Consider the following 22119-nt stretch of genomic DNA (forward strand, 5'->3'; position numbering starts at 1 on the left):
GTCATGGCCGAACTGCTGCCCACTCGGCAGGCCGCGGATCTGCGCCGCGCCATCACCGACTACGTCACCACCGCCATGTCCCTCGCGGACCCGTCGGTGGAGACCGCACTCGATGCCTTCCTCGGCCATGACCAGACCGGGATCTTCCTGGGCCCCTACGTGCGAACCCGTCTGCCCTTCGCTGCCGGCGCCGGGGCCGCGGCCGCGCAGGAACTGCTGCCCACCCTCCCGGACGGATTCGCGCCCTACGCCCACCAGGCCGCAGCCTTCGCGCGCCTGACCACCAACCCCGCGGTCCCCGGCGCACAGGACGAGCACGGCCTGCGCCTGCCCCAGCCCGCCATCGTCACCACCGGCACCGGCTCCGGGAAGACCGAGTCCTTCCTCCACCCGGTGCTCGATCACGTCGTCCGCACCCGGGAGCAGGGCATCGGCGGGGTCAAGGCACTGATCCTCTACCCCATGAACGCGCTCGCCAACGACCAGGCGGGGCGCCTCGCCACACTGCTGACCGACAGCCCCGCCTATCAGGGCATCACCGCGGCGCTGTACACGGGGGAGGCGGGCACGCAGCCATCCACGACCGTGAGCGCGGACGGCCTCATCACCTCCCGCGAGACGATCCGCGACAGCGCCCCCGACGTGCTGCTGACCAACTACAAGATGCTCGACCAGCTGCTGCTGCGGAAGGCCGACCGCCGGCTCTGGGAGAACTCCGCCCAGTCACTGCGCTACCTCGTCCTGGACGAGTTCCACACCTACGACGGCGCCCAGGGCACCGACGTCGCCATGCTCCTGCGGCGCCTGCGCCTCGTCCTCGAGACGATCGCGCCCGGCCGCGTGCACCTCACCCCCGTGGCGACCTCCGCCACCCTCGGCGACGGGGACGACGCCGCCGGCGCCATGCTGGACTTCGCCCGCACCGTCTTCGGCACCGACATCGACGAGGACGCCGTCATCACCGAGACCCGGGTCGAGCTCGACGCGTTCATCGAACAGTCCTCATCGGCGGCGACGCTCAGCGACGACCAGGGCGTACCACTCATCGAGGCCCTCGAGGCACCGGGCGCACGCGCCCTGGAGGATGCCGCCGAGCCGCACCTCGAACCCGGCCGGGTCCTCGATCCCGAGCGTCTCACCTCTGATGTGATCGACGTGCTCTGGCACGTCGGCGTCGCACACGAATCATCCGCCGACACGGCGAGCGCACTGGCGGCGCGGCACGATCTGCCCGCACGAGACCTGCTGCTCGCCCACCCGCTGACCCGGATGCTGCTCGAGCGCACACGCGCGGCCACCAGCCTGGCCGACCTGGCGCGGTCGCTGTTCCCCCACGTCCCCGACGACCAGGCCGCTCGCTCCTTCACCGCCGCGCTGCTCGCCGCCCTGTCCCACCAGCGCGCCACAGCCAGCCGCAACACCTTCCCGTCGATCGAGGCGCACCTGTGGATCCGCGAGGTCTCCCGCGTCGACAGAGTGGTCGCCACCTCCCCGACCTTCGTGTGGAGCGACGCGGCCCCCGAGGACGGCGACAAAGCGCTGCCGGCCATCTACTGCCGCCACTGCGGCCGCTCCGGCTGGGCGGTGACCACCCGTGCCGTCGGGGACGACCTCGACCTCACCCCCGATACGATCCGCTCGGACTCGATCCACCACACAGAACGCGTCCGCGCCGCGATCCTCGACGTCACGCCGATCGAGCGCGGTGCCGCCGAGACGGGCGGGCCCGAGGACTCCGCGCGCCGGCGCTTCCTGAACCTGCATTCGGCGACCCTGGACCGGGACGGGCCCACCGACGAGGACGAGGGCGACGAGGCATCGAACGGCGTGTGGGTCCTCGCCTTCACCGGGACGGAGGCGGCCAAGCACGCCAGCGACGAGGACTGCCCCGCCTGCGAACGCACCAACGGCATCCGCTACCTCGGCACCAGCCTCGCCACCCTCCTGTCCGTCAGCCTCACCAGCCTCTTCGGGACCCCCGGTCTGGACGTGGCCGAGAAGAAGGCGCTCGTGTTCACCGACTCGGTGCAGGACGCCGCCCACCGCGCCGGTTTCGTCGAATCGCGCTCCCACAGCCTCACCCTGCGCTCCGTCATCCATGACGCCCTCACCGACGAGCCGGCGACCGTCGAGACCATCGCCCGCCGCATGATCGACGCCGCCGAAACGGGCGAGATGCGATACCGCCTCCTCCACCCGAGCATCGCCGACTCCCAGCGGCTGCTCCCGTTCTGGAGGACCCGGCCCGACCACGGCGCACGGCGATACACACCGGCCCAGCGGGAACGAGCCACACGGCTCGTCGCCGACCGGCTCCGCTTCGACCTGGGCCTGGAGATGGGTCTGACCGGGCAGGTCGGGCGCACCCTGCTGCTGACCGGGTCCGCCGTCGCCCATGTGCGGGCCACCGACGCCGAGCTCGACCAGATCGCCGATCGCGCCCTCGGCGCCGCGGAATCCTCCCTGCTCGGGGACACCGCCCAGATCCGTCGGCGCTGGGTGCGCGGCGTGCTCGAACGGATGCGCATCCGCGGCGCACTCAGCCACACCTGGCTCGACCTGTTCCGCAAGGACGGCGGCAGACGGTACCGGCTCTGGGGCGGCCGCCCCGACAAGGACGTCATGCCCGCCTTCCCGTCCGATCGCGCCGCACCCGGCCTGCCCAGCATCGGTCAGCGTCCCGCCACCAGCGAACTCGAGCCCGTCACCGACCGGGGAAGCTGGTACACCGACTGGACCGTCCGCACTCTCGGCCTCGACAGGGGGCGGGCCTCCGCCACGATCCGCCCGCTGTTCGACGCTCTCGCCGACAAAGGGCTCGTCGACGTCGTCCCCTCCAGCAAGGACGAGAACCTGCGCAGCTTCGCCCTCGACCCCGCGCGCGTGGAGGCGAGCCTCCCGGGGCAGGAGGCCACCCCCGCGCTGCAGTGCCCCGACTGCCACGAGGTCGTCACCGGAGCCCAGAGCGTCCTGGACCAGCTGCGCGGCGGACCGTGCCTGCGCCACCGCTGCCGAGGGACCCTGCGCGGCCACCACCTCGAGGCGACCTACTACCGTCGGCTCTACCGCGGGGACATGCGTCGCGTCGTCGCCCGCGAGCACACCTCGCTGCTGGAGGCCGATGACCGGCTGACGTACGAGAAGGCTTTCACCGCCAGCGATCAGACGCCCGGATCGCCCAACGTCCTCGTCGCCACGCCCACGCTCGAGATGGGCATCGACATCGGCGACCTCTCCACGGTGCTGCTGGCCTCCGTGCCCCGTACCGTCGCCAACTACCTCCAGCGTGTCGGCCGGGCCGGGCGGCTCACCGGCAACGCCCTCGACGTCACGTTCGTCTCGGGCCGCGGCCGGGCAGGCGGGATCTTCACCGATCCGCTCGACATCGTCGGCGGCACCGTCCGCGCCCCCGGCGCGTACCTGTCCGCCGAGGAGATCCTGCGCCGCCAGTTCCTCGCCTCCGTGATCGACACCCTCGCCGGCGACGACCGGATCGACCCGCCGACACCGCAGCAGCCCGTGCTGCGCTCGGCCGCCCCCGGGACATTCCTCGGGCACGTCCTCGAGGAGGTGCGCAGCCGCGGCGCCGCGCACCTGGACCGGTTCCTCGCGCGTTTCGTCACCGGCACCCACGCCTGGGACGGACTCACCGACCAGGCCCGCGAGGACCTGCGCGCCTGGGCGCTGCCCGGAGACGACGGCTCCAGCGGCCTCGAACAGACCGTGCACGCAGCCGTCCAGGACTGGAACGCCACCCGCGAGGAGCTCTGGCGCCGCCGCCACGAGATCGGCATGCGGATGGACGAGCTCCAGCAGCTTCCCTCCACCGACGAGCACCTCCAGCAGCTCGAGCAGCTGCGCGCCGAGGACCGGCTCATCCACGGAGAACAGCTCGACATCGGCTCGGAGCAGGCCCTCACCGCCGAGGAGCGCGCCGACCACGAGCGGCGCCTGCGTGCCAGCGCATCCCGCCTGCGCGCCGAGGTCTCCGGCCTGGACACCGCGCACTGGATCTCGGTGCTGGAACGCTACGGCCTGCTGCCGAACTTCACCCTCGTCGACGACTCCGTCGCGCTCGAGGCCACCGTGATCTGGCAGGACGACGACGGCCACTGGCAGCACGACGGCGCCACCTTCGAACGCGGCGGCGCTCACGCCCTGACCGAACTCGCCCCCGGGGCCCACTTCTACGCCCACGGCCACGAGCTCGTCGTCGACGGCGTGGACATCGGCGTGGACGGCAACGCCCTCCGACCCACCGCCTTCTGCCCGAACTGCGGCCACGTGCAGACCTTCGACCGCGACCGGCCGCCCCGGCAGTGCGCCACCTGCTCGTCCGCCGAGATCGCCGACGCCGGCCAGCACCGTGACGTCATCACTCTCAACCGTGTGTACTCGACGATGCAGCGTCACCGCGCCCGCATCACCGACAGCCGCGAGGATCGCGTCTCCACCCGCTACGAGACGGCCCTGTCCGTCTCCGCCCACCAGGCGCGGCCTCTGCGCCGGTGGAGCGTGCCCGGAACCGGCTTCGCCGTCGCGCTCGACCGCGGCACCACGCTGACTCGCTTGAACCTGGGGCGTCCCGGGCAGGTCGCCGAGAAGATCCACATCGCGGGGGAGGAGCGCTCCGCGCCCGGGTTCCAGGTCTGCGCCGAATGCGGCCACCTCGACGGCGACACCGCCGGCAACCACCCCATGGACCACCAGGCGTGGTGTCGCCTGCGACTGGCCAAGGAGGGCGACAACCGTGCGGTGCTGCTCGCCCGGGAGATGACCACCGAGACCGTGTTGCTGACACTGCCGCCCGACCTGCAGGCCTCCCGTGACGACGAATTGATCTGGAACCTGATGGCTGCCCTCCAGCTCGGAATCACCAGGCTTTTCGGCGGGAGCATTGGGAGCATCGACACCGATGTCATCTCGCACCCGAGCCGTAGCGGCGAGAAGGCCCTGCTCCTGAGCGACCAGATTCCCGGCGGTACCGGATACCTGATGGAGCTGGCTACCGAGCAGGTCGTGTGGGACATTCTTGCGGGGGCGCTGGAACAGCTGCGCGAGTGCCCATGCCGGGTTGACGGGCTGCCGGCATGCCACCGATGCCTGCTTGGGCACGTGCCCTCCACGCGTAATTCTCTGCTACGGCGTGAACGAGCCATCGATGTCCTCGAGCTCCTGCTCGGCGACTCCGACGCGACCGTGGGCCAGATGCTCTGGACCGTCCGTGCAGGCGAGCTCACCGCCGCCAGCGTCCATGAATCGAACCTCGAACGACGTTTCCGGACCGCGTTCCGCGACGCCGTCCGGTCACTGCCCGGGGCCAGCGTGAGCGCCCGCAGCAGCACCGGCGGAGAAGTCGTGACCGTGCTGCTGAACGGCCGGCGATTCGAGCTCGCTCCCCAGGTTGATGTGGCGGGCTCCAGACCGGACTTCCTCCTCACCTGGCAGGGAGCAGACGTGGAAGGCATCGCGATCTTCACCGATGGGCGAACGTTCCACGCCAGCAGTACGCACAATCGACTTGCTGACGATGCGATCAAGCGGATGCGACTGCGCAGGCACGGGTACCTGCCGCTGAGCGTCACCCATGCCGACCTCGACGACTACGAGCGGCTGTCTGCCGACGGTGAGCTCGGGGACCTCCCGCCGTTCCTCCATGCACAGACGGCGGATATCTGGGCGGCGCAGAATGCCGTCCACCGCGACCTGGTTCCTCTCCTGCGGGGAACCCCCATGGACCTGCTCCTCCATGTGATCGGCACCGGATCGATCCGGCACCTGGCGAAGCTCGCCGTGGAGCTGCCGCAGCTCATGGTCGCGCCCGGCGGTGGCCCCGGTCTCACCTCTGCGACGGCAGCGGCCTCGGAGACGCGTGCGATGGACCTCTTGGACGGTTCCCGCGACCTGCCACCGATGGATCAGCTGCGGCTCGCTGTTGCGCGGCGCGACGGCGAGATTGCCGCGGTCGGCGCGTTGGGGTTGGGAGAACGGTGCCTGACGGTCGTGCTCGATGACCGGCCCGAGGCAATGGAGTCCACCGGCTTCGAGGCGGCGTGGCGCACGTGGGGACGCTTGGCGAATCTCGCTCAAGGGGATCCGCGCGAGGAGAGCGTCCGGCAGACCACCTGGACGCTGGTTCGCGACGGCGTCGACGTGACCGCAGAATCCGGTGAAGGGCGCCCGGAGCATGATGCGCTGCTGGCTTCGCCGGATCCGAAGGGCGACGACCCAGCAGCATCCGCTCCGCGTAGCCGCGGCGCGGCGGACTTCGTCCAGACTCAGGGATTCGACATCGATCCAGCGACGCTGTCTCCCGCGTGGCGGGACAGCTACGACGAGGCGGCCAGCGAACAGGAACGCGAGGTCGTGCTGGAGGCCTCCCGACTCGAGATCGAACCTCCGCGCGTGGGGGAAGAGTTCGGCAGCGGGATCCCGCTCGATGTGGCATGGCCGGATCGGAGGGTCGCGTACGTGGCCGAGCCGCTCGAGGAGCGTGACCGCACCGCGCTGGAGGCGGATGGTTGGCAGATTGTCGGCCCCGCCGTGGAGAATGCCATCGAGGCGCTGGCCAGAGCTGGAGGGGAGTCGCCATGAGCGAAGGAATCATCTCGATCTCGGATACGTTCCTGAAGTCGATCCCACGAGACCTCACAGGGACCGTCTCCGCGACCCTCTCGAAACTGCGCTCCAACCCGGAGATGCCCGGATTGCACGTCGAGCCGATCAAGCAGGCCAAGGATGACCGGATCCGCTCGATCCGTGTCACCCGTGGGCATCGCATCCTGGCCTTCCGGCTCAATAAGTCCGGGCAGGACTACTGGATGGTCGAAGGGGTCTACGACCACGACGAGACGTACCGGCTCGCTCGTTCGATGTACCTCCGGGTGAATCCTATCTCGGGCGCATTCGAGATACGCACCGATGAAGAGGCCATGAGGGGTGGCGGCGGAGGACTCTCGGAAGCCGAGGTGAAGCGTCGCGCCGCCGAGATGGCCGCCGAACAGGTAGCGCAGATTCTGGAGTCGGAGCCCGACGCCGGTGGCGACCAACCGGCCGACGAGGACTCCGTCGATCGCGATGAGGAACCCGACAGCGACGCTCCGACCGCGGGTGTGAAAGCCGCGCCCCCGACACCCTCAGCCCCCGCCCTCGATGTCAGCGCCAACGATCTCATGCAGCAATTGGGCATTGACGCCGATCTGGCGAGGCGCGCGGCTGAGGCCGACGAACAAGCGCTGCTCGAGATCGCCGATTCGGCCCCGAAGTGGCAGGGGCTCGCGCTCGTTGATCTCGCCACCGGTAAGACTCTGGAGGAGGTGCGCAGCGCCTATTTCACGGAAGTGAGCGGTGGCAGCGATCTGGGCACTCCGTCGGAGACCGATGTGCTCGTCGACTCGATCACGGCACAGCAGTCCGGGGCGACTGTGCATCTCATCGAGAACGACGAAGAGCTCGAACGTGTGCTCGCCTCCGGCAGCTTTGACGAATGGCGCGTCTTTCTGCATCCCGAGCAGCAGGCCTACGTGAACGTCCGCACCCGTGGTCCGTACCGGCTCACAGGCGGGGCGGGAACCGGCAAGACCGTCGTGCTCGTGCACCGTGCGGTGCGCTTGGCGCGGGCGGCCGAGAACGAGGGACGTACCGCGCGCATCATCCTCACCACCTACACCAGAAATCTCGCCGAGGCCCTCGAAGATCAGGTACGCCTGCTCGACCCGACTGTCACGCGGGCGAAACAGATCGGCGGGGCAGGCATACACGTCGCGGGCGTCGACAAGATGGCCAACGCTGTTCTGCGCAGCGCCCCGGACCTGAAAATCGCGGCGCGCACCGTATTGGGCTGGGAGGCGAGCGCGCCGAGCCTCTCGCGTCCCGCGAAGGACTGGGACGATGCGGTCGCCATGGCGAGTGCTCAGGGCGCCGTCCGTGACCAGAGCCAAGCGCATTTGACGCCCGCCTTCCTCGCTGACGAGTACCGCGAAGTCATCCTGCCCCTTCGAATCACGGATGAGGCCGGATACCTCCGCGCACCGCGGACAGGTCGAGGCACACGGTTGGGAAGAGGACAACGCCGTGAGGTATGGGCAGTCGTCGCTGCGTACCGGGACGGTGGTCGGCGTGCGAACTCGATCGACTGGGACGAAACCTCTGCACTCGCCGCGGCCGTGCTCGATGTCCAGGCGGAGGGGACGGGACAGCGCCCTGCCGACCATGTCGTGATCGACGAGGGCCAGGACCTCCGGCCCACTCAATGGCAGTTCCTCCGCGCCTTGGTCGCTGAGGGCGCGGACGACATGTTCATCGCTGAGGATTCCCACCAACGCATCTATTCGAATCCCGTGAAGCTGGGGCGCTACGGAATCTCGATCCGAGGTCGGTCCCGCCGCCTTAAGCTGAACTACCGCACTACCGCTCAGATTCTCGACTTCGGAGTGTCCGTGCTGCAGGGCGGCAACTTCGACATCGCCGCAATGGATGAGGACGAGGCCGGGCGAGCCCTCCCCGGGGGAGCGTCCACGGTCTCCGATCACCGCTCGTTCCGCTCGGCGCGGAACGGGCTGACCGTGACCAGGCTTCAGGCGGACTCGCTCTCGGACGAGTTCGAGCAGGTGGCCGCGCTCCTGCGCACCTGGATCGATGAGATCGCGGCAGAGAACGCGGATCCTGACCGCGAAGCCCGCGAAGGTGCCTCCACGATCGGTCTGCTCACGCGGTGGGGAAAGACCCGCGACCTGCTGGTCAAAGCCCTGGATGAACGCGGGATCAGCGTGGCGAACGTGGACCGTAACGTCGTCGGTCGCGGAGGGATCCCACAGGTGATGACCTTTCACCGCGCCAAGGGCATGGAGTTCACCCGCGTGATTCTCTTCGGCATCGACAAGGAGTCCGTCAAGGCGCCGGGGCTTCGCCTCGCGTACGACGAACAGGCGCGAGAGACCGCAGAACTCCACGAGCGCTCGCTGCTGTATGTGGGGGCCACTCGCGCGCGCGACCAGCTCGCGGTGGCGTGGAACCGGGAGCCGAGTGAGCTCCTGGGACTGATCAGGCCAGACGAGCAATGACTGGCAAGCACGTACGACTGTTCCTCGTCGATGGGAAACCCGGCGGGCTGATGACTGCCGAGATCGGCAACTGGACTGGCCATGTCCTCAAGGGCAAACGCATCGAACTCGGGGAGATTCGCAAGCGACCGGAGGCCGGGCGCACCGGGATCTACATACTTTTCGGCACCGGCGCCGACGGCGACCGCCTTGCGTACATCGGAGAGAGCGACAACGTCGCCAAACGCCTCATCTCCCACGACGCGAAGAAGGACTTCTGGGATGAGGTCGTCATCGTGACGTCCAAGGACATGAACCTCACCAGCGCTCACGTTCGCTACCTGGAGTCCCGCCTGCTTCGGGTCGCCAGAGACGTGGGGCGGGTAGAACTGGCGAACGGCAACGAGCCAACCGGGGGAGCGGATCTTCCAGAAGCGGACGCCTCCGACATGGACTACTTCATCGACCAGGTCCGAATCCTCATGCCGGTACTCGGATACGACATCTTCCGCGGGCGGGCGGCAAGTGCCTCCGGAGAAGTGCCAGCCCGGGGACAAACTGGGGAGGCGCCGGAATCGGATCCGCAGAACGAGGGCGCAGACAGCCCGGTTTTTACTCTCCGTCGGTCCACGGGCGTCGATGCCAAGGCCCAGATCATCGACGGAGAGTTCACCGTGCTTGCCGGGTCGAGAGCCAGAGCCCAGATGCGCTCGAGCGGCCAGCAATCCGCCTCGACCAAGCGACAGTTCGAGAACCGGTCACTTCAACACGCTGAACTGTTGAAGGTGGCCGAGGAGGTGGTCGACAGCGATACCGTTCGACTGATCAAGGACGTCCCATTCACATCTCCCTCCGCCGCCGCAGCGGTAGTCCAGGGAAGGGCTTCGAGCAACGGGCGGAAGGCGTGGTTAGCGCTCGATGGGCGGACTTACGGCGCGTGGGAGGAGTCGATGGCCGGGAGCTGAGGCGGTTCTGTCCGCCGGGGCGCGGCACGTCAAACCGGAGGTTTATCGGAACTCGGCACCCAATGAGCCATTCTTCGATATCTCTTGACATGGTTGGGGGTGGCTCGGAATTATCTGGTTCGTTGCCCTGGTCAACCTCCCTGGCGGCCTGGATCTAGTCCGCCGATTCTCCCGAGAGGTGCGGCAATAGGTATTCGAGGCGGCGGCGTGCCGCGGCGTGCTCAAATTAGCTGCAAGCAGTAGCGCCGCGATCTCCTGACCCACCGCAATCCGTGATGAGCGGGAATAGACAGGATTCTTCCATGGCGCAGCTGATGACGATCGGCCAACTGACCAGGACCGCAGCCGGGGCGGGAATCCGCCTTGAGGGCGCGCCCGCCGAGGATGCCAATCTCTACGTGCTTACCGACCCCTACGGCAATAACCTCTATGTCGGCAAAGCCGCTTCGAAGCGACGTCACGAGGACGAAGAGCGCTGGGCCAAGACGGATTACGAATCGCAGATTGTTAGTGGGTTCTCAGCTCTCGCTGCGGAGAACGATGCTCAGCGACACCCGCTGCGGTACGACATCCAGGCATTCGACTCGGACGTGCTCGCGGCGCATATCAGAGCCGAGGGATGGTCCGGGGGCGCGGTCGACAAGGTGACAACGCGACTCGACAAGCACGAGGCCCCCACCATCGAGGAGGTCGAGCAGATCCTCGTGCGCATCCACGTACGCACGGGGAGGCTCATCGCGAACTCGCAGTACGCGTCTCAGTGGGAGGCGCCCATCGGCTCCTTCGCCGATACCGTCGCCGTCCTCGCCGCCGATGCTGCGCGCATGTCTGGTGTGCTGCCGCGGCGCACTGCCGTCGCTACCGAGGGAGTCGATGCCACCGACGAGGACGCTCGCTGAGGAGATTCGGCAACAGAGGCGCACGGAATTCGCCGGGGTGCGCGATCTTGGGTGAGGCTGACCCGCGGGGCGTGCTGCGCTGAGTCACGATCGCGCGGCCCGATGGCCGTGACCACGGTCTACCGTGAGAGGCGGATGCTCGCCTCGAGCGGAAGGGGCCACTGCCGTGACGACCCGACGAGAGTTCGGCGTGCTGAGCAGCGCGCTGGCTGCCGGCACCGTGCTGGGCGGGTGCACCGAACCGACTGACGAGTCAGGTCCCGAACGCGCCACCGTCTCGCAGAGACTGTCACTCGAGACCGGCGAAGTCTTGGTCACCGGCCTCGAGGCCCCATGGTCCATCGCCTTTACCGGGGACACCGCCCTGGTCAGCGAACGCGACTCCGGCCGGATCCTCGAACTCGCCCCCGACGGCACCCCGCGCGAGGTCGGCGTCATCGAGGCCGTCGTCGCCGGAGGGGAGGGCGGGCTGCTCGGCCTCGCCGTGCACGAGCACGACCTGTACATGTACTTCACCGCCTCGGACGGCAACCGCATCGAGCGCCGCCCGCTGACCGGCGAATCCGGCGGACTCGGGCTCGGAGCCGCCTCGACCGTGCTCGGCGGCATCCCGTCGGCCGGAGTCCATAACGGCGGCCGGCTCGGGTTCGGGCCCGACGGGATGCTGTACGCAACCACCGGCGACGCCTCGGACCGTGACAGCGCCCAGGACGTCGAGGCCCTCAGCGGGAAGATCCTGCGGATGAGGCCCGACGGGGGAGTGCCGACGGACAATCCGTTCCCCGGTTCGCTCGTGTACAGCTACGGGCACCGCAACCCGCAGGGGATCGCCTGGGCCGAGGACGGCACGATGTACGCCAGCGAGTTCGGCCAGGACACCTGGGACGAGCTGAACATCATCGAGCCCGGCGGGAACTACGGCTGGCCTGCGGCGGAAGGCATCGCGGAGCAGGAGGACTACCGCGACCCTATCCAGCAATGGTCCCCGGATGAGGCGAGCCCCAGCGGCATCGCGATCAGCGGCGGGACCCTCTACATCGCCAACCTCCGCGGTCAGCGCCTGCGCGTCGAGTCGCTATCCAGCCAGGTCGTGCCCCACGAACTGCTGGTCGGCGACAGCCGACTGCGCGACGTGGTCGTCGGTCCCGACGGATTGCTGTGGGTGCTCACGAACAACACCGATGGCCGCGGCGACCCCGGCGATGATGATGATCGGGTCATCCGCCTGCACGGCGCATAGCGCGAAGACCGTTCGGTACGACTGGACCTCGCGACCGCGATCAACGGGTCTGCGAGCTGCACGACTCGCAGCAGGCATTCGAGCGGCTGGTGGACGGCACCAACATCAAGTCGGGGGTCACCGTCGGCCCCCGGGCTGGGATCCGGCGCTCACTCCCACCGGAAGGTGCGCACGGCGATGACGGACAGCACGAGCGTCCACCCGGCCACCACCAGCAGATACATGGCATCGGGGAAGGTGCCCATCGTCGCCTGGTTGAGCGCCTCGGTCGCGGCACCCATCGGCGTCCAGTGCACGAGCGTCTGCAGCGTCTGCGGCATCGTCTGGACCGGGAACCACACCCCGGTGGTGAACATCGTGGGCAGCATGACCATCATGCTGACCACATTGCCCACGGCGGCGTTGGGCGTCAGCGCGGTGATCACACCGCCGGTGGCCAGCATCGCCGCCAGCGCCAGGACGAACGTCACCAGCCAGCCCAGCAGGTGCTGCGGCAGCGGAGCGCCATAGGCGAGCCGGCCCACGGTCAGGCACAGCGCGGCCGCGATCGCCACGGAGACGCCGAACACGACAGCCTGCGCGCCGAGGATCGTGAGGGGGCTGACCGGTGTGGTGCGCAGCCGGCGCAGGATCCTGCTGGAGCGGTACTCGATCAGCGTCATCGGCATGGCGGTGGCTCCGACCATGACCATCGACAGCAGGGTGCAGATGGAAACGTAGAGCCCGATGACCGTCTGCCCGCCGAGATCGGCATCGGCTTCCCGGAACGTGGGGATGAAGCCCAGGACGATGAGCAGGAGCGTGGGGAAGGCGATCACCCAGAACCAGGCCATGGGCTCACGCAGATACAGCCGTGCCTCGTTGCGGATCAGGGCGGCGGATGCGGACGTCATGCGGGCTCCTCGGCGTGATGCGGCTGTTCGTCGGTCAGGTCGAGGTAGGCCGAATCCAGCGACCCGTCGACCACGCGCAGCTGCCGCGGGGTGACGCCGGCCTGCTCGAGGTGGCGCACCACCGCCAGCGCCGCGCCTTCCTGACCGTGGACGAGGATGCGTCCGGCGTCGGTCTGCACGGCGGCGACGTCGGGCAGGTCTCGCAATGCCTCCAGGTCCACGGGAGCGTCGGCCCGGAAGGAGGTGACCGTGGCCGCCGCGGTCGCGCTGATCAGGCCGTCGGGGCTGTCCAGTGCGGCCAGGCGCCCGTGCTGGAAGATGGCGATCCGGTCGCACAGCTGCTGGGCCTCGTCCATGGCGTGGGTGACCAGGAGGATGGTCACGCCGCTGTCGCGCAGGCCGCGCACCATGTCCCACACCTCCCGCCGGGCCCGCGGGTCCAGGCCGGTGCTGAGCTCATCCAGGATCGCCACCTCCGGCCGGCCGACCAGCGCCAGCGCCACGGACAGGCGCTGCTGCTGGCCGCCGCTGAGCGTGGCGAAACGCCGGTCCAGGTGCTCGCTCATGCCGACTCGCTCGGCCAGGTCCTGCCACGGCGCGGGGTCGTCGTAGAAGGTGGACCACAGCTGCAGGGCTTCGCGCACGGTGATCTTGGGCTGGAGCTTGCTCTCCTGCAGCTGGATGCCCAGCACCCGGGCGAGGCGATCATGCTGCGTCCACGGATCGATACCCAGCACTCGGATGCTGCCGGCGTCGCTGCTGCGCAGCCCGGCGATCGCCTCGACGGTGGTGGTCTTGCCGGCGCCGTTGGGGCCGAGGATGCCGAAGATCTCGCCCTGGGCCACCGTGAAGCTGACGTCGTCGACGGCGACCTTGTCGCCGTAGGTTTTGCGGAGTCCCTCGACGACAACGGCCGGTCCGTCGAAGACGGCTGGCTCGCGCGGGGTCGGTTCTGCGTGCATGTTCTCAGCGTGGAGGCTGCGAGGCGCTCTCGGATCCGGCAACCGGCGGCGACGGGGTCAACCGATCAGTGGATGCGGCAGCGGCTCACGCCGGATCCGGGTTCCCCGTGCCGGCGGTCAATCATCGCGCCGGGATCCCTTGACCCCCGGGGCGGCCCAGGTGTCGTATGTCCGGACACCTCGGCCGCGATCGCAAGGATGCGGTGGTCCTCCGCGGGCGAGGGCGGGCGAGGGCACCGAGGAGGATGCGCCATGACCGTGATCCCATTGACCGACCTCGACCCCGGCGACATCGAGCGGATCGGGCAGCTGATCACGATCGACGGGGCGAGCGGGCTGGTGAGGGTTGAGGATGAGGAGACCGGCGGCACCGAGAGCAGGTGATCTCCGGACGGGGCACCCGACCTTGCAGCGTCAGTCCAGCGACCCCTTCCGATCCGCCATCGCCTGCTCGAGCTCGTCGCGGATCTGGTCCCCGCCCTCGGCCTTCCAGGTCTTCACGCCGTCAGGCCAGGCGTCGACGGGTTTACGGCCCTGCAGGATGTCGCTGGTGAGGTCGTCGATGCGGCCCGTAATGGCTCCACCGCGCTCGGTGTCGGTCTCCGAATAGAGTCCCAGCGTCGGGTTTGCGGAGCCATACCCCACGGCGACCTTCTGGCCGTCGTACCAGTTCTGCGTGGACTGCGGATTGCCGGGCACGTAGATCGGCCACGGCGCATCGGTGAGATAGCGGAAGCCGAGCGGGGTCTCACTGGTCCCGCGCTGGGTGAGGACCGGGTCGGTCCCGTCGAGGTCATAGTGCACGCCCGCGCTGCCGTACACCCGGAACAGGTACTCCTCCGTCCCGAACGGGGCCGCCAGCCAGTTCAGCACGCTGAGCAATGTCTCGACCCGGTCCTCGGCGTCCTTCCGGATCGCCGAGATCCCGTAGGTGGGATTGGACAGCCAGGAACAGGCGGTCCCGCCCGTGCCGTCGTAGTCGGGCGTGCGCATCGCCGCCATCGCGAAGTCCTCGCCGGAGGTCTGCTCGCGGTGGAACTGCGGCCACGCCGAGAAGGTGTCCCAGGTGAAGTAGCTGCGCCCCGAACCGAACCAGTTCTTCACATCGTTGCCCTGCGCGGCGAACGTGTCCGGGTTCAGCACACCGGCTTCGACCAGGCGCCGCGCGGCCTCCAGGGCTTCCCGCTGCGCCTCGTGCTCGAAGTTCCTGATCAGCGAACCGTCCTGCTCCATCCAGGTGTTCGGAATGCCGAGCATCTGACGGATGAGATCCAGCGGCACGGAACCCAGCGCCCACACGTTCTCCTGCGGTGCGGTGAGCTCCTTGCACAGATCCAGGAACTCCTCGAAGTCGTTGGGGTCCTCGGTGATCCCCTTGGCCTCCAGCAGGTCCTGGCGCTTGTAGAGGATAAACGTGCTCATCACCCCGCGAGGGATCGGCACGCCCATGATCTTCCCGTTCAGCGCCGTCGGCCTCCACGTCTCAGTGGGGATGTTCGCCAGGAACGGGTAGTCGGCGATCTTGGCGCCGGACAGGTGCGGGGTGAGATCCACGGCCGAGGCGTCGATGAACTGGGGCAGCTGCGGGGTGCCGCTGTCGACGCAGAACAGGTCGGGGAGCGAATCTCCGGCGACGATCGTGGCGAACTTCTGCTCCCAGTCCGGGCCCGGCACGATGTTCAGTCGCAGATCCGAGCCGAGTCTCGAATTCAACTCCTGCCAGAACGCGTTGCGGGAGACCGACGGCGGGACCGGGGAATCGGTGCGCACCAGTGACGCGATCTCCTTGCCATCACCGGGAGTTCCGGACGTCGAGACCCGTGGCTCGGCCGGGTATTCGAAGTACCCGTCCATCAGGCCGGACTCCGCGTCACCGGGAAGATCCGGCGTGGCGCCCTCAAACGGGATGTGGTCGGGCAGCTCGACCGGCGCATTGGCGAATTCTGCGGGAATGCCCCCGCGGCCCTCGTTGCTGCAGGCTGCGAGGACGCCGGCCCCTCCGAGGGCGCCGGCCGTGAGAAGAGAGCGTCGGGTGGGTGCGGTCATCGCAGGGCCTCCGGGTCGGTCAGCGGCCGACGGGCCGGCGCGAGGACGGTGCGGCCCGAATGGGAACGGTAGCGGTCGGGGAGTGTGCGCGGTGCGGGGGCGCCGGGCGGCATGGACGAGTCGGTCATCCCTTCACCGCCCCGGTCAGCACGCCCTTGGCGAAATGGCGCTGCAGGAACGGGTAGACGCACAGGATCGGCACGATGGAGATCACCAGGATCGCCATCTGGATCGTGGTCTGCGGAGGTGCAGCCTCCATCACGGTGCCCATCTCGGTGGTACCCATCTCGGTGCCGTTGACCACGTAGGTGCGCAGCACCATCTGCAGCGGCCACTTCGCGGCGTCGTTGAGGTAGAGCAGGGCGCTGAAGAAGGCGTTCCAGTAGTTCACGCCGTAGAACAGCCCGATCACGGCCAGCGCCGCACGGGAGAGCGGCAGGCCGATCCGGCGGAAGATCTGCCACTCCGAGGCGCCATCGATCTTCGCGGCGTCGATCAACTCCTGGGGCAGGCTCGCGAAGAACGAGCGCACCACGATCACGTTGAACGCGCTGACGGCCGTCGGCAGGATCAGCGCCCAATAGGAATCGATCAGCCCGAACTGGCGGACGGCCAGGTAGGTCGGGATCAGGCCGGGGGAGAACAGCAGGCTGATCAGAACCAGCAGCAGCATCGGGCGATTGCCCACGGTGCCGCGGCGGGACAGGGCCCAGGCCAGCATGGCGGTCAGCGCGAGGCTGATGAAGGTGCCGACGGCGGTGATACCGATGGAGATCACCAGGGAGCGCGCCACCACGCCGCCGGAGAGGATCGAACGGTATGCCGTCAGGTCGATCTCGCGCGGCAGCAGCACGAAGCCGCCGGATTCAGTGACCTGATCGGCCGGGGCCACCGAAGTGGAGACGATCCCGATGAAGGGGATGATCACCAGGGCGCAGATGACCGTGAGCACGACGGCCTTGAGCGCCTTCTCGAGCGGGCTCGCGGTGTCCTGCAGGCTGCGGCGTCGCACCTGGGCGCGAGCGGGGGTGCGCGGGGGCGCACCGGAGGTATCGGGGCTGTCAGGGATGCGGGTATCGGCGGTCATGCCTTGTAGACCCCTTCCTCGCCGAAGGCGTGGGCGACCTTGTTGGCGGCCAGGACCAGACACAGGCCCAGCGCGCTCTTGACCAGGCCCACGGCGGCAGCAGGACCCCACTGGCCGCCGGCGATGCCTTCGTTGTAGACGTAGGTATCGAGCACTTCGCTGGCGTCGATCCCCACCGCCTGCTGCTGCAGGATGATCTGTTCGAACCCGACGGTCAGGGAGTTGCCCAGCTGGAGGATGAACAGCAGGATCACGATGGGGCGCAGGCCCGGCAGCGTCACGTGCCACATCTGCCGGAAGCGCGAGGCCCCATCGACCGCCGCGGCCTCGTACAGCGCCTTGTCGATGCCCGAGAGCACGGCCAGGAAGAGAATCGTGGCCCAGCCGGTGTCCTTCCAGATCACCTGTGAAGTCAGCAGCACCTTGAAGATGTCGGCGTTGCCGATGATGTCCAGCGTCGCCAGCCCGTGCGAACGCAGCACGTTGTTGATCAGGCCGGAACCGCCCAGCATCTGCTGGAAGATCGCGACCACGATCACCCAGGACAAGAAGTGAGGCAGGTACAGGATCGACTGCACGATCTGGCGCATCTTGTTGGACATCAGGCTGTTCAGCAGCAGGGCGAGGACCACCGGCAGCGGGAAGATCAGCACCGACTGGATCAGCGTGAGAATCAAGGTGTTGCGTAGCGCATTCAGGAACGCGGGGTCGCCCGAGACCAGGATCTCGAAGTTCTGGAATCCCACCCAGAGGCTCTCGCGGATTCCTAGGTAGGGCTGGTAGTCCTGGAAGGCGATGACGTTGCCCAATAGCGGGTAGTACTGGAAACCGATCAGCAGCAGCATGCCGGGTACGGCGAGCACCAGCACCATGCGGTCGCGCAGGATGCGGCGCCACAGGGTGGGTTTGGATCTTCGCTCCAGCGGAGGTGATGAGGCCTCGCGGGGCGGGGCCTGGTTCTCGATGACGGCCATGGCGGACGTTCTCCTCGATGAGATGTCGTCGTGGGAGGCGCGTGCACCCTGCTGTCGTCTCGGGTGATCGTGCCGAAGGTGCCTCCCGTGAGCGGCTCCTTTGCGCTCCGGGGCGGTGCTGTGATGTGAAGCACGGCATTTCCTACGTGAGAAGAGCATGGTGTTCGACGGGTTGCCAGAAGTTGCCTCACGGGCGTCTGGCGGGGTCGCGGATAGCACGGAGAGGCGCTCGACGGGTGCGTCGGCAGGTCATCGATGGAATCTCTGGGGGCTTGCTGAGCTGGGAATTCGCTTACCCGGCGAGAATATTCGTGTCTTCGGATCGTGCGCATGTGGCGGAGGTGGCGGCCTGCCGGGAGTCATCGGCTGGCGAGTTCCGGGTCGCGGCACGACGGCCCCCGCGTTCCCGTCGCCGTGATCCATGCTCGCCCTGCCGGGCACCGTCGCGCCGAGCCGCCCCGTTGCCACCGCCCCAAGTGGGCTATACCATTTCCGGATCAAGTGGCGGCATCGCCTGCCGCCCCGTCGTCCAGGAGCGAGCGCGCCCATGAACACCTTCGAAGACGTCATACGCGTCATCACCGACAATCTCTTCGCCCAGGTCTCCATCCTCATCGGGCTCATCGCGCTGGTCGGCCTGATCCTGCAGCGCAAGCCGTTCGACGAGGTCGTCGCCGGGGCGCTGCGCGCCACCATCGGCGTGGTCATCCTCAACATCGGCGTGGAGATCTTCACCGGGGGACTGTCGAGCTTCCAGGCCATCGTCTCCAGCGCCATGGGCCTGGACCCGCCGGAGGCCACCTCCACCCTCGCCGACTTCACCGCCGGCGCCGGCTCGGTCGTGCCGCTGATCATCGCCGGCGGCTTCGTGGTCCACCTGGCACTGGTGCGGATCTTCCCCGCCGCTCGGTTCGTCTACCTCACCGGCCACCTCATGTACTGGATGTCCGTGGTGATCTCCGCGTCGCTGGTGGAGGCCTTCGGCGACGTCAACCGCTGGGTGCTGGCCGGAGTCGGCTCGATCCTCATCGGCTGCTACTGGGTCCTCCAGCCGCTGTGGACCCGCCCGCTGATGCGCAAGGTGATGGGCGATGACGAGGTGGGCCTGGGCCACACCGACTCCCTGATCGCCGTGGCCTCCGGGTACGGGGCGCGCGCCCTGAGGCTCGGCGACCCTGAGCAGCATGACTCCGAGCGGGTGCGCCTGCCCAAGCCGGTCTCGTTCTTCAAGGACATCAACGTCTCCACCGCCACGATCATCGGCGTGATCATGCTGGTGGCGATCCTGTTCGCCGATTCCGGCGTGGTCGCGGAGCAGATGGGCGATGAGACCCTGCTGCCGTGGGTCTGGGCCGTGCTGCAGGCGCTGCGCTTCGCCGCGGGCATCGCGATCCTGCTGTTCGGCGTGCGCATGTTCCTCGCCGAGATCGTCCCCGCCTTCAAGGGGCTCTCGGAGAAGGCACTGCCGGGCACGAAGCCCGCCCTGGACCTGCCGGTGGCCTTCACCCGCGCCCCCACCGCCGTGATGATCGGTTTCCTCGTCTCAACCGTGGTGTTCCTGGCACTGATGCTGATCTTCGCCGCCACCGGCTGGTTCGTCCTCGTCCCGCCGATGATCATGCTGTTCTTCGGTGGCGGCGCCGGCGGCGTGTTCGGCAACGCGGTCGCCGGCTGGCGCGGCGCCATCTTCGGCGGCATCCTCAACGGCATCGTGCTCGCGATCGGCCAGGCCATCGGCTGGGGCCTGTACGCGGGCACCGCGCCGGAGATCGCCACGCTGGCCGACGCCGACTGGTACGCGGTGGGCTGGGCACTGATCGGCCTCGGCTCCTTGCTCTCGCCACTGGGAACCTGGGCGATCTGGGTGCTGGCCGCCGTCACACTCCTGGTGACCATCGCGATCCTCGTCGCCCTGGGCCGCCGCGCCCCGGCCGAGGCCACCGCTTCCACCGGTGCCGACCCGACCGGCACCGATTCGACCGGCACCGACGCCCCGCAGAGCCACCGCGGCGAGCCCGCCACGGTCGGTGCGACCGCCGCGGCGGAGGGGCGGACCGCGACGGCCGACGGTGGCGCCGCCCCGACGGCCGACGGTGACGCCGCTCCGAGGGCCGACGCCGCGACCAGCCCGTCGGCCTCCGCGCCCACACCCACCGCGCCCTCCGGCCCGCTGGACGTCCTCGCCGTGTGCGGGGCGGGCATGGGCTCGAGCCTCATCCTGCGCACCACGGCCGAGAAAGCGCTGGACCGCATGGGGATCGAGGCGACGATGCGCCACACCGACGTCGGCTCCGCCCGCGGTGAGCACCCCGACATCGTCGTCGCCCAGCAGAGCTACCTCCAGGAGCTCGGCGACATCGCCCCGGTGATGGTCCCGATCGAGAACTTCGTCGACGTCGACCACGTCGAGAGCCGCATCTCCGAGGCGCTGCAGAAAGAAGGATGGCGATGAGCGAGGACCCGATGATCGACGACCTCACGAGCATGCTCACCCGCGTGGTCGAGGACAACCGGGACGGGATCGAGGCATCTGCGCAGGCCGTCGCCGCCTCGGGCCGGGACGGCGGCTTGCTGTACGCCGCCGGGGCTGGGCATTCCCTCGCCGCAGTGATGGAGACGTTCTTCCGGGCCGGGGGCCTCGCCTTCGTCCGGCCCCTGTGGGATCAGCGAGTGCTGCCGCTGGCCGGGGCCCGCGCCTCGACCGCCGCCGAACGGGAGGCGGGGCTCGGTCAGGCCGTGGCCGAACGCGCCGGGGTGAGCTCGCAGGACACCGTGCTGATCTTCTCCAACTCCGGCGTGAACCCCTATCCGGTGGAGATCGCGCAGCAGGGCCGACGGGCCGGCGCCACCGTCATCGCCATGACCTCCGTCCAGGCGAGCCGCACCGCGCCCCAGCGCGCCGAGGGCCGGCTGTTCGAGCTCTCCGACATCGTCCTGGACACGCAGGTGCCGGCGGGGGATGTGACCTGGCCGCCGTCGGAGCCCGTCACTGCGCCCGCCTCGACCCTGGTGACGGCCTCCCTGTGGACGGCGATCCTGCGGCGGATCGACACCATCGCCCCGGAGGTGCCGCGGTGGAAGAGCGCGAACGTGGCCGGGACCGATGAGTTCAACGCCGCACTCGTAGAGCACTTCGCCCCCCGGATTCCTGAGCTGTGACCGGCGCGATCTGCGCGGAGAGCTCGAAGCGGTCGCCGGGGTAGGTCGAGACCGTGCGCTCGATCGCCTGCCCGCCGCGGCCGGAGACACGCACGAACTCGAGCGCCGCCGAGCCCCGCTCGACCCCGAGCTCCTCGGCGTCCTCGGGGCGGATGATCGCCGCGCGGATCGTCTGCTCGCCGGCGTCGAACCGCACGCCGTAGCGGGACTCCAGCACGCTGTACAGCGACTGGGTCGAGAAGTCGACCTCGGCCAATCCCGGGACCACGCTGGCATCCAGGGCGGTGCGCTCGATGGCCATCGGCCGCTCGTCGGCCAGGCGCACGCGGTCCAGCCGCACCACCGGGGCGCCGTCGCCGAGGCCGAGGGCCTCGGCGGTGAAGGGGTCGGCAGGCGCCTCGACCAGACTGAGCACCCGCGAGCTCGCGCGGATGCCGCGGGCGGCCATGTCCTCCGTGAACCCCGTCAGGTGCAGGGGCAGGTTCACGGCGGGGCGTGCGACGAACGAGCCCCGGCCCACCTCACGCACCAGCCGGCCTTCCCGCGTCAGCTCATCCAGCGCGCGGCGTGCCGTCATCCGCGAGACGCCGCTCTCGGCCGCGAGAGCCCGCTCGCTGGGCACGGAGGTGCCGACGGGCAGCGCCTCGATCTGAGCGCGCAGCTCCTCCACCAGGGCGCGGAACTTGGATCGGTCGGTCATGGGCCGATCTTCGCACGGTGCGTGCCGCGGCCCTGGACACGGGGTCGAGATGATCTCGACGGCGTCGGCGTACGGATCGGTTCCTGGTCTGAAGCCCGGTCGGATCGTTGACGGGGCTCTCCGCCCGTTCCTAGGCTCCGCATGAGGTCGGCA

The 22119-nt window shown here is 68.9% G+C and carries 15 protein-coding genes; 8 read left to right on the top strand and 7 right to left on the bottom strand.

All coding sequences use genetic code 11. The features are described 5' to 3' along the window. The first annotated feature begins 3 nt into the window (after nucleotides 1–3). The 5 genes from AC5020_RS01730 to AC5020_RS01750 all read left to right on the top strand — a co-directional run bounded on the left by AC5020_RS01730 (nucleotide 4) and on the right by AC5020_RS01750 (nucleotide 12145). The gene (locus tag AC5020_RS01730) at nucleotides 4–6594 is read left to right on the top strand and encodes a DEAD/DEAH box helicase (protein WP_494564379.1); all 6591 of its coding nucleotides are present in this window, start codon (nucleotides 4–6) and stop codon (nucleotides 6592–6594) included. Next, the gene (locus tag AC5020_RS01735) at nucleotides 6591–9062 is read left to right on the top strand and encodes a UvrD-helicase domain-containing protein (protein ID WP_464986983.1); all 2472 of its coding nucleotides are present in this window, start codon (nucleotides 6591–6593) and stop codon (nucleotides 9060–9062) included. Before AC5020_RS01730 ends, AC5020_RS01735 begins: the two co-directional genes overlap by 4 nt. Then, the gene (locus tag AC5020_RS01740) at nucleotides 9059–10006 is read left to right on the top strand and encodes a GIY-YIG nuclease family protein (RefSeq protein ID WP_464986984.1); all 948 of its coding nucleotides are present in this window, start codon (nucleotides 9059–9061) and stop codon (nucleotides 10004–10006) included. The genes AC5020_RS01735 and AC5020_RS01740 overlap by 4 nt, the downstream gene beginning before the upstream one ends. A gap of 302 nt (nucleotides 10007–10308) precedes the next feature. Then, nucleotides 10309–10905 (top strand): hypothetical protein, encoded by a 597-nt coding sequence (locus AC5020_RS01745; RefSeq protein ID WP_464986985.1) that lies wholly within the window; start codon nucleotides 10309–10311, stop codon nucleotides 10903–10905. A gap of 166 nt (nucleotides 10906–11071) precedes the next feature. After that, nucleotides 11072–12145, top strand: coding sequence for a PQQ-dependent sugar dehydrogenase (locus AC5020_RS01750; protein ID WP_464986986.1), 1074 nt, complete (start codon nucleotides 11072–11074; stop codon nucleotides 12143–12145). Between the two features lie 149 nt (nucleotides 12146–12294). Here AC5020_RS01750 and AC5020_RS01755 read toward each other — a convergent pair whose 3' ends face one another. Continuing rightward, a complete protein-coding gene (locus tag AC5020_RS01755) occupies nucleotides 12295–13038 on the bottom strand; it encodes an ABC transporter permease (protein ID WP_464986987.1) in 744 nt (247 codons plus the stop codon). After that, nucleotides 13035–14000: an ABC transporter ATP-binding protein gene (locus tag AC5020_RS01760; RefSeq protein ID WP_464986988.1), complete on the bottom strand. Its 966-nt coding sequence runs from the start codon at nucleotides 13998–14000 to the stop codon at nucleotides 13035–13037. The genes AC5020_RS01755 and AC5020_RS01760 overlap by 4 nt, the downstream gene beginning before the upstream one ends. A 252-nt stretch (nucleotides 14001–14252) precedes the next feature. On the opposite strand from AC5020_RS01760, the gene AC5020_RS01765 reads away from it, so the two are divergent. Further along, nucleotides 14253–14384 carry a hypothetical protein gene (locus AC5020_RS01765; RefSeq protein ID WP_464986989.1) on the top strand — a complete coding sequence of 44 codons (132 nt, stop codon included), beginning with the start codon at nucleotides 14253–14255 and terminating at the stop codon, nucleotides 14382–14384. Nucleotides 14385–14414: 30 nt separating this feature from the next. On the opposite strand, the gene AC5020_RS01770 is transcribed toward AC5020_RS01765, so the two are convergent. Genes AC5020_RS01770 through AC5020_RS01785 form a run of 4 tightly spaced genes read right to left on the bottom strand, consistent with a single transcriptional unit; the run spans nucleotide 14415 to nucleotide 18107 of the window. Next, complete coding sequence (locus AC5020_RS01770; RefSeq protein ID WP_464986990.1) at nucleotides 14415–16046, bottom strand: extracellular solute-binding protein; 1632 nt, start codon at nucleotides 16044–16046, stop codon at nucleotides 14415–14417. After that, nucleotides 16043–16174, bottom strand: coding sequence for a hypothetical protein (locus tag AC5020_RS01775; protein ID WP_464986991.1), 132 nt, complete (start codon nucleotides 16172–16174; stop codon nucleotides 16043–16045). Before AC5020_RS01775 ends, AC5020_RS01770 begins: the two co-directional genes overlap by 4 nt. Next, a complete protein-coding gene (locus AC5020_RS01780) occupies nucleotides 16171–17133 on the bottom strand; it encodes a carbohydrate ABC transporter permease (protein ID WP_377792726.1) in 963 nt (320 codons plus the stop codon). The genes AC5020_RS01775 and AC5020_RS01780 overlap by 4 nt, the downstream gene beginning before the upstream one ends. Next, nucleotides 17130–18107: an ABC transporter permease gene (locus tag AC5020_RS01785; RefSeq protein ID WP_377019742.1), complete on the bottom strand. Its 978-nt coding sequence runs from the start codon at nucleotides 18105–18107 to the stop codon at nucleotides 17130–17132. The genes AC5020_RS01780 and AC5020_RS01785 overlap by 4 nt, the downstream gene beginning before the upstream one ends. 547 nt (nucleotides 18108–18654) lie before the next feature. Here AC5020_RS01785 and ulaA point away from each other — a divergent pair. Further along, the gene (gene ulaA, locus AC5020_RS01790; protein WP_464986992.1) at nucleotides 18655–20559 is read left to right on the top strand and encodes a PTS ascorbate transporter subunit IIC; all 1905 of its coding nucleotides are present in this window, start codon (nucleotides 18655–18657) and stop codon (nucleotides 20557–20559) included. Next, on the top strand, nucleotides 20556–21266 hold the full coding sequence (locus AC5020_RS01795) for a sugar isomerase domain-containing protein (RefSeq protein WP_464986993.1): 711 nt from the start codon (nucleotides 20556–20558) through the stop codon (nucleotides 21264–21266). Before ulaA ends, AC5020_RS01795 begins: the two co-directional genes overlap by 4 nt. Here the strand turns inward: AC5020_RS01795 and AC5020_RS01800 are convergent. Beyond that, nucleotides 21217–21966, bottom strand: coding sequence for a GntR family transcriptional regulator (locus tag AC5020_RS01800; protein ID WP_464986994.1), 750 nt, complete (start codon nucleotides 21964–21966; stop codon nucleotides 21217–21219). The genes AC5020_RS01795 and AC5020_RS01800 overlap by 50 nt on opposite strands. Nucleotides 21967–22119: the final 153 nt, after the last annotated feature.

The sequence above is a fragment of the Brachybacterium sp. SYSU DS0246 genome (assembly GCF_059391765.1).

What these genes read in the sequence shown, in the direction of transcription:
- AC5020_RS01730 (WP_494564379.1), top strand. Translation starts at nt 4, where the DNA reads ATGGCCGAACTGCTGCCCACTCGGCAGGCCGCGGATCTGCGCCGCGCC.
- AC5020_RS01735 (WP_464986983.1), top strand. Translation starts at nt 6,591, where the DNA reads ATGAGCGAAGGAATCATCTCGATCTCGGATACGTTCCTGAAGTCGATC.
- AC5020_RS01740 (WP_464986984.1), top strand. Translation starts at nt 9,059, where the DNA reads ATGACTGGCAAGCACGTACGACTGTTCCTCGTCGATGGGAAACCCGGC.
- AC5020_RS01745 (WP_464986985.1), top strand. Translation starts at nt 10,309, where the DNA reads ATGGCGCAGCTGATGACGATCGGCCAACTGACCAGGACCGCAGCCGGG.
- AC5020_RS01755 (WP_464986987.1), bottom strand. Translation starts at nt 13,038, where the DNA reads ATGACGTCCGCATCCGCCGCCCTGATCCGCAACGAGGCACGGCTGTAT.
- AC5020_RS01760 (WP_464986988.1), bottom strand. Translation starts at nt 14,000, where the DNA reads ATGCACGCAGAACCGACCCCGCGCGAGCCAGCCGTCTTCGACGGACCG.
- AC5020_RS01765 (WP_464986989.1), top strand. Translation starts at nt 14,253, where the DNA reads ATGACCGTGATCCCATTGACCGACCTCGACCCCGGCGACATCGAGCGG.
- AC5020_RS01770 (WP_464986990.1), bottom strand. Translation starts at nt 16,046, where the DNA reads ATGACCGCACCCACCCGACGCTCTCTTCTCACGGCCGGCGCCCTCGGA.
- AC5020_RS01775 (WP_464986991.1), bottom strand. Translation starts at nt 16,174, where the DNA reads ATGACCGACTCGTCCATGCCGCCCGGCGCCCCCGCACCGCGCACACTC.
- AC5020_RS01780 (WP_377792726.1), bottom strand. Translation starts at nt 17,133, where the DNA reads ATGACCGCCGATACCCGCATCCCTGACAGCCCCGATACCTCCGGTGCG.
- AC5020_RS01785 (WP_377019742.1), bottom strand. Translation starts at nt 18,107, where the DNA reads ATGGCCGTCATCGAGAACCAGGCCCCGCCCCGCGAGGCCTCATCACCT.
- ulaA (WP_464986992.1), top strand. Translation starts at nt 18,655, where the DNA reads ATGAACACCTTCGAAGACGTCATACGCGTCATCACCGACAATCTCTTC.
- AC5020_RS01795 (WP_464986993.1), top strand. Translation starts at nt 20,556, where the DNA reads ATGAGCGAGGACCCGATGATCGACGACCTCACGAGCATGCTCACCCGC.
- AC5020_RS01800 (WP_464986994.1), bottom strand. Translation starts at nt 21,966, where the DNA reads ATGACCGACCGATCCAAGTTCCGCGCCCTGGTGGAGGAGCTGCGCGCT.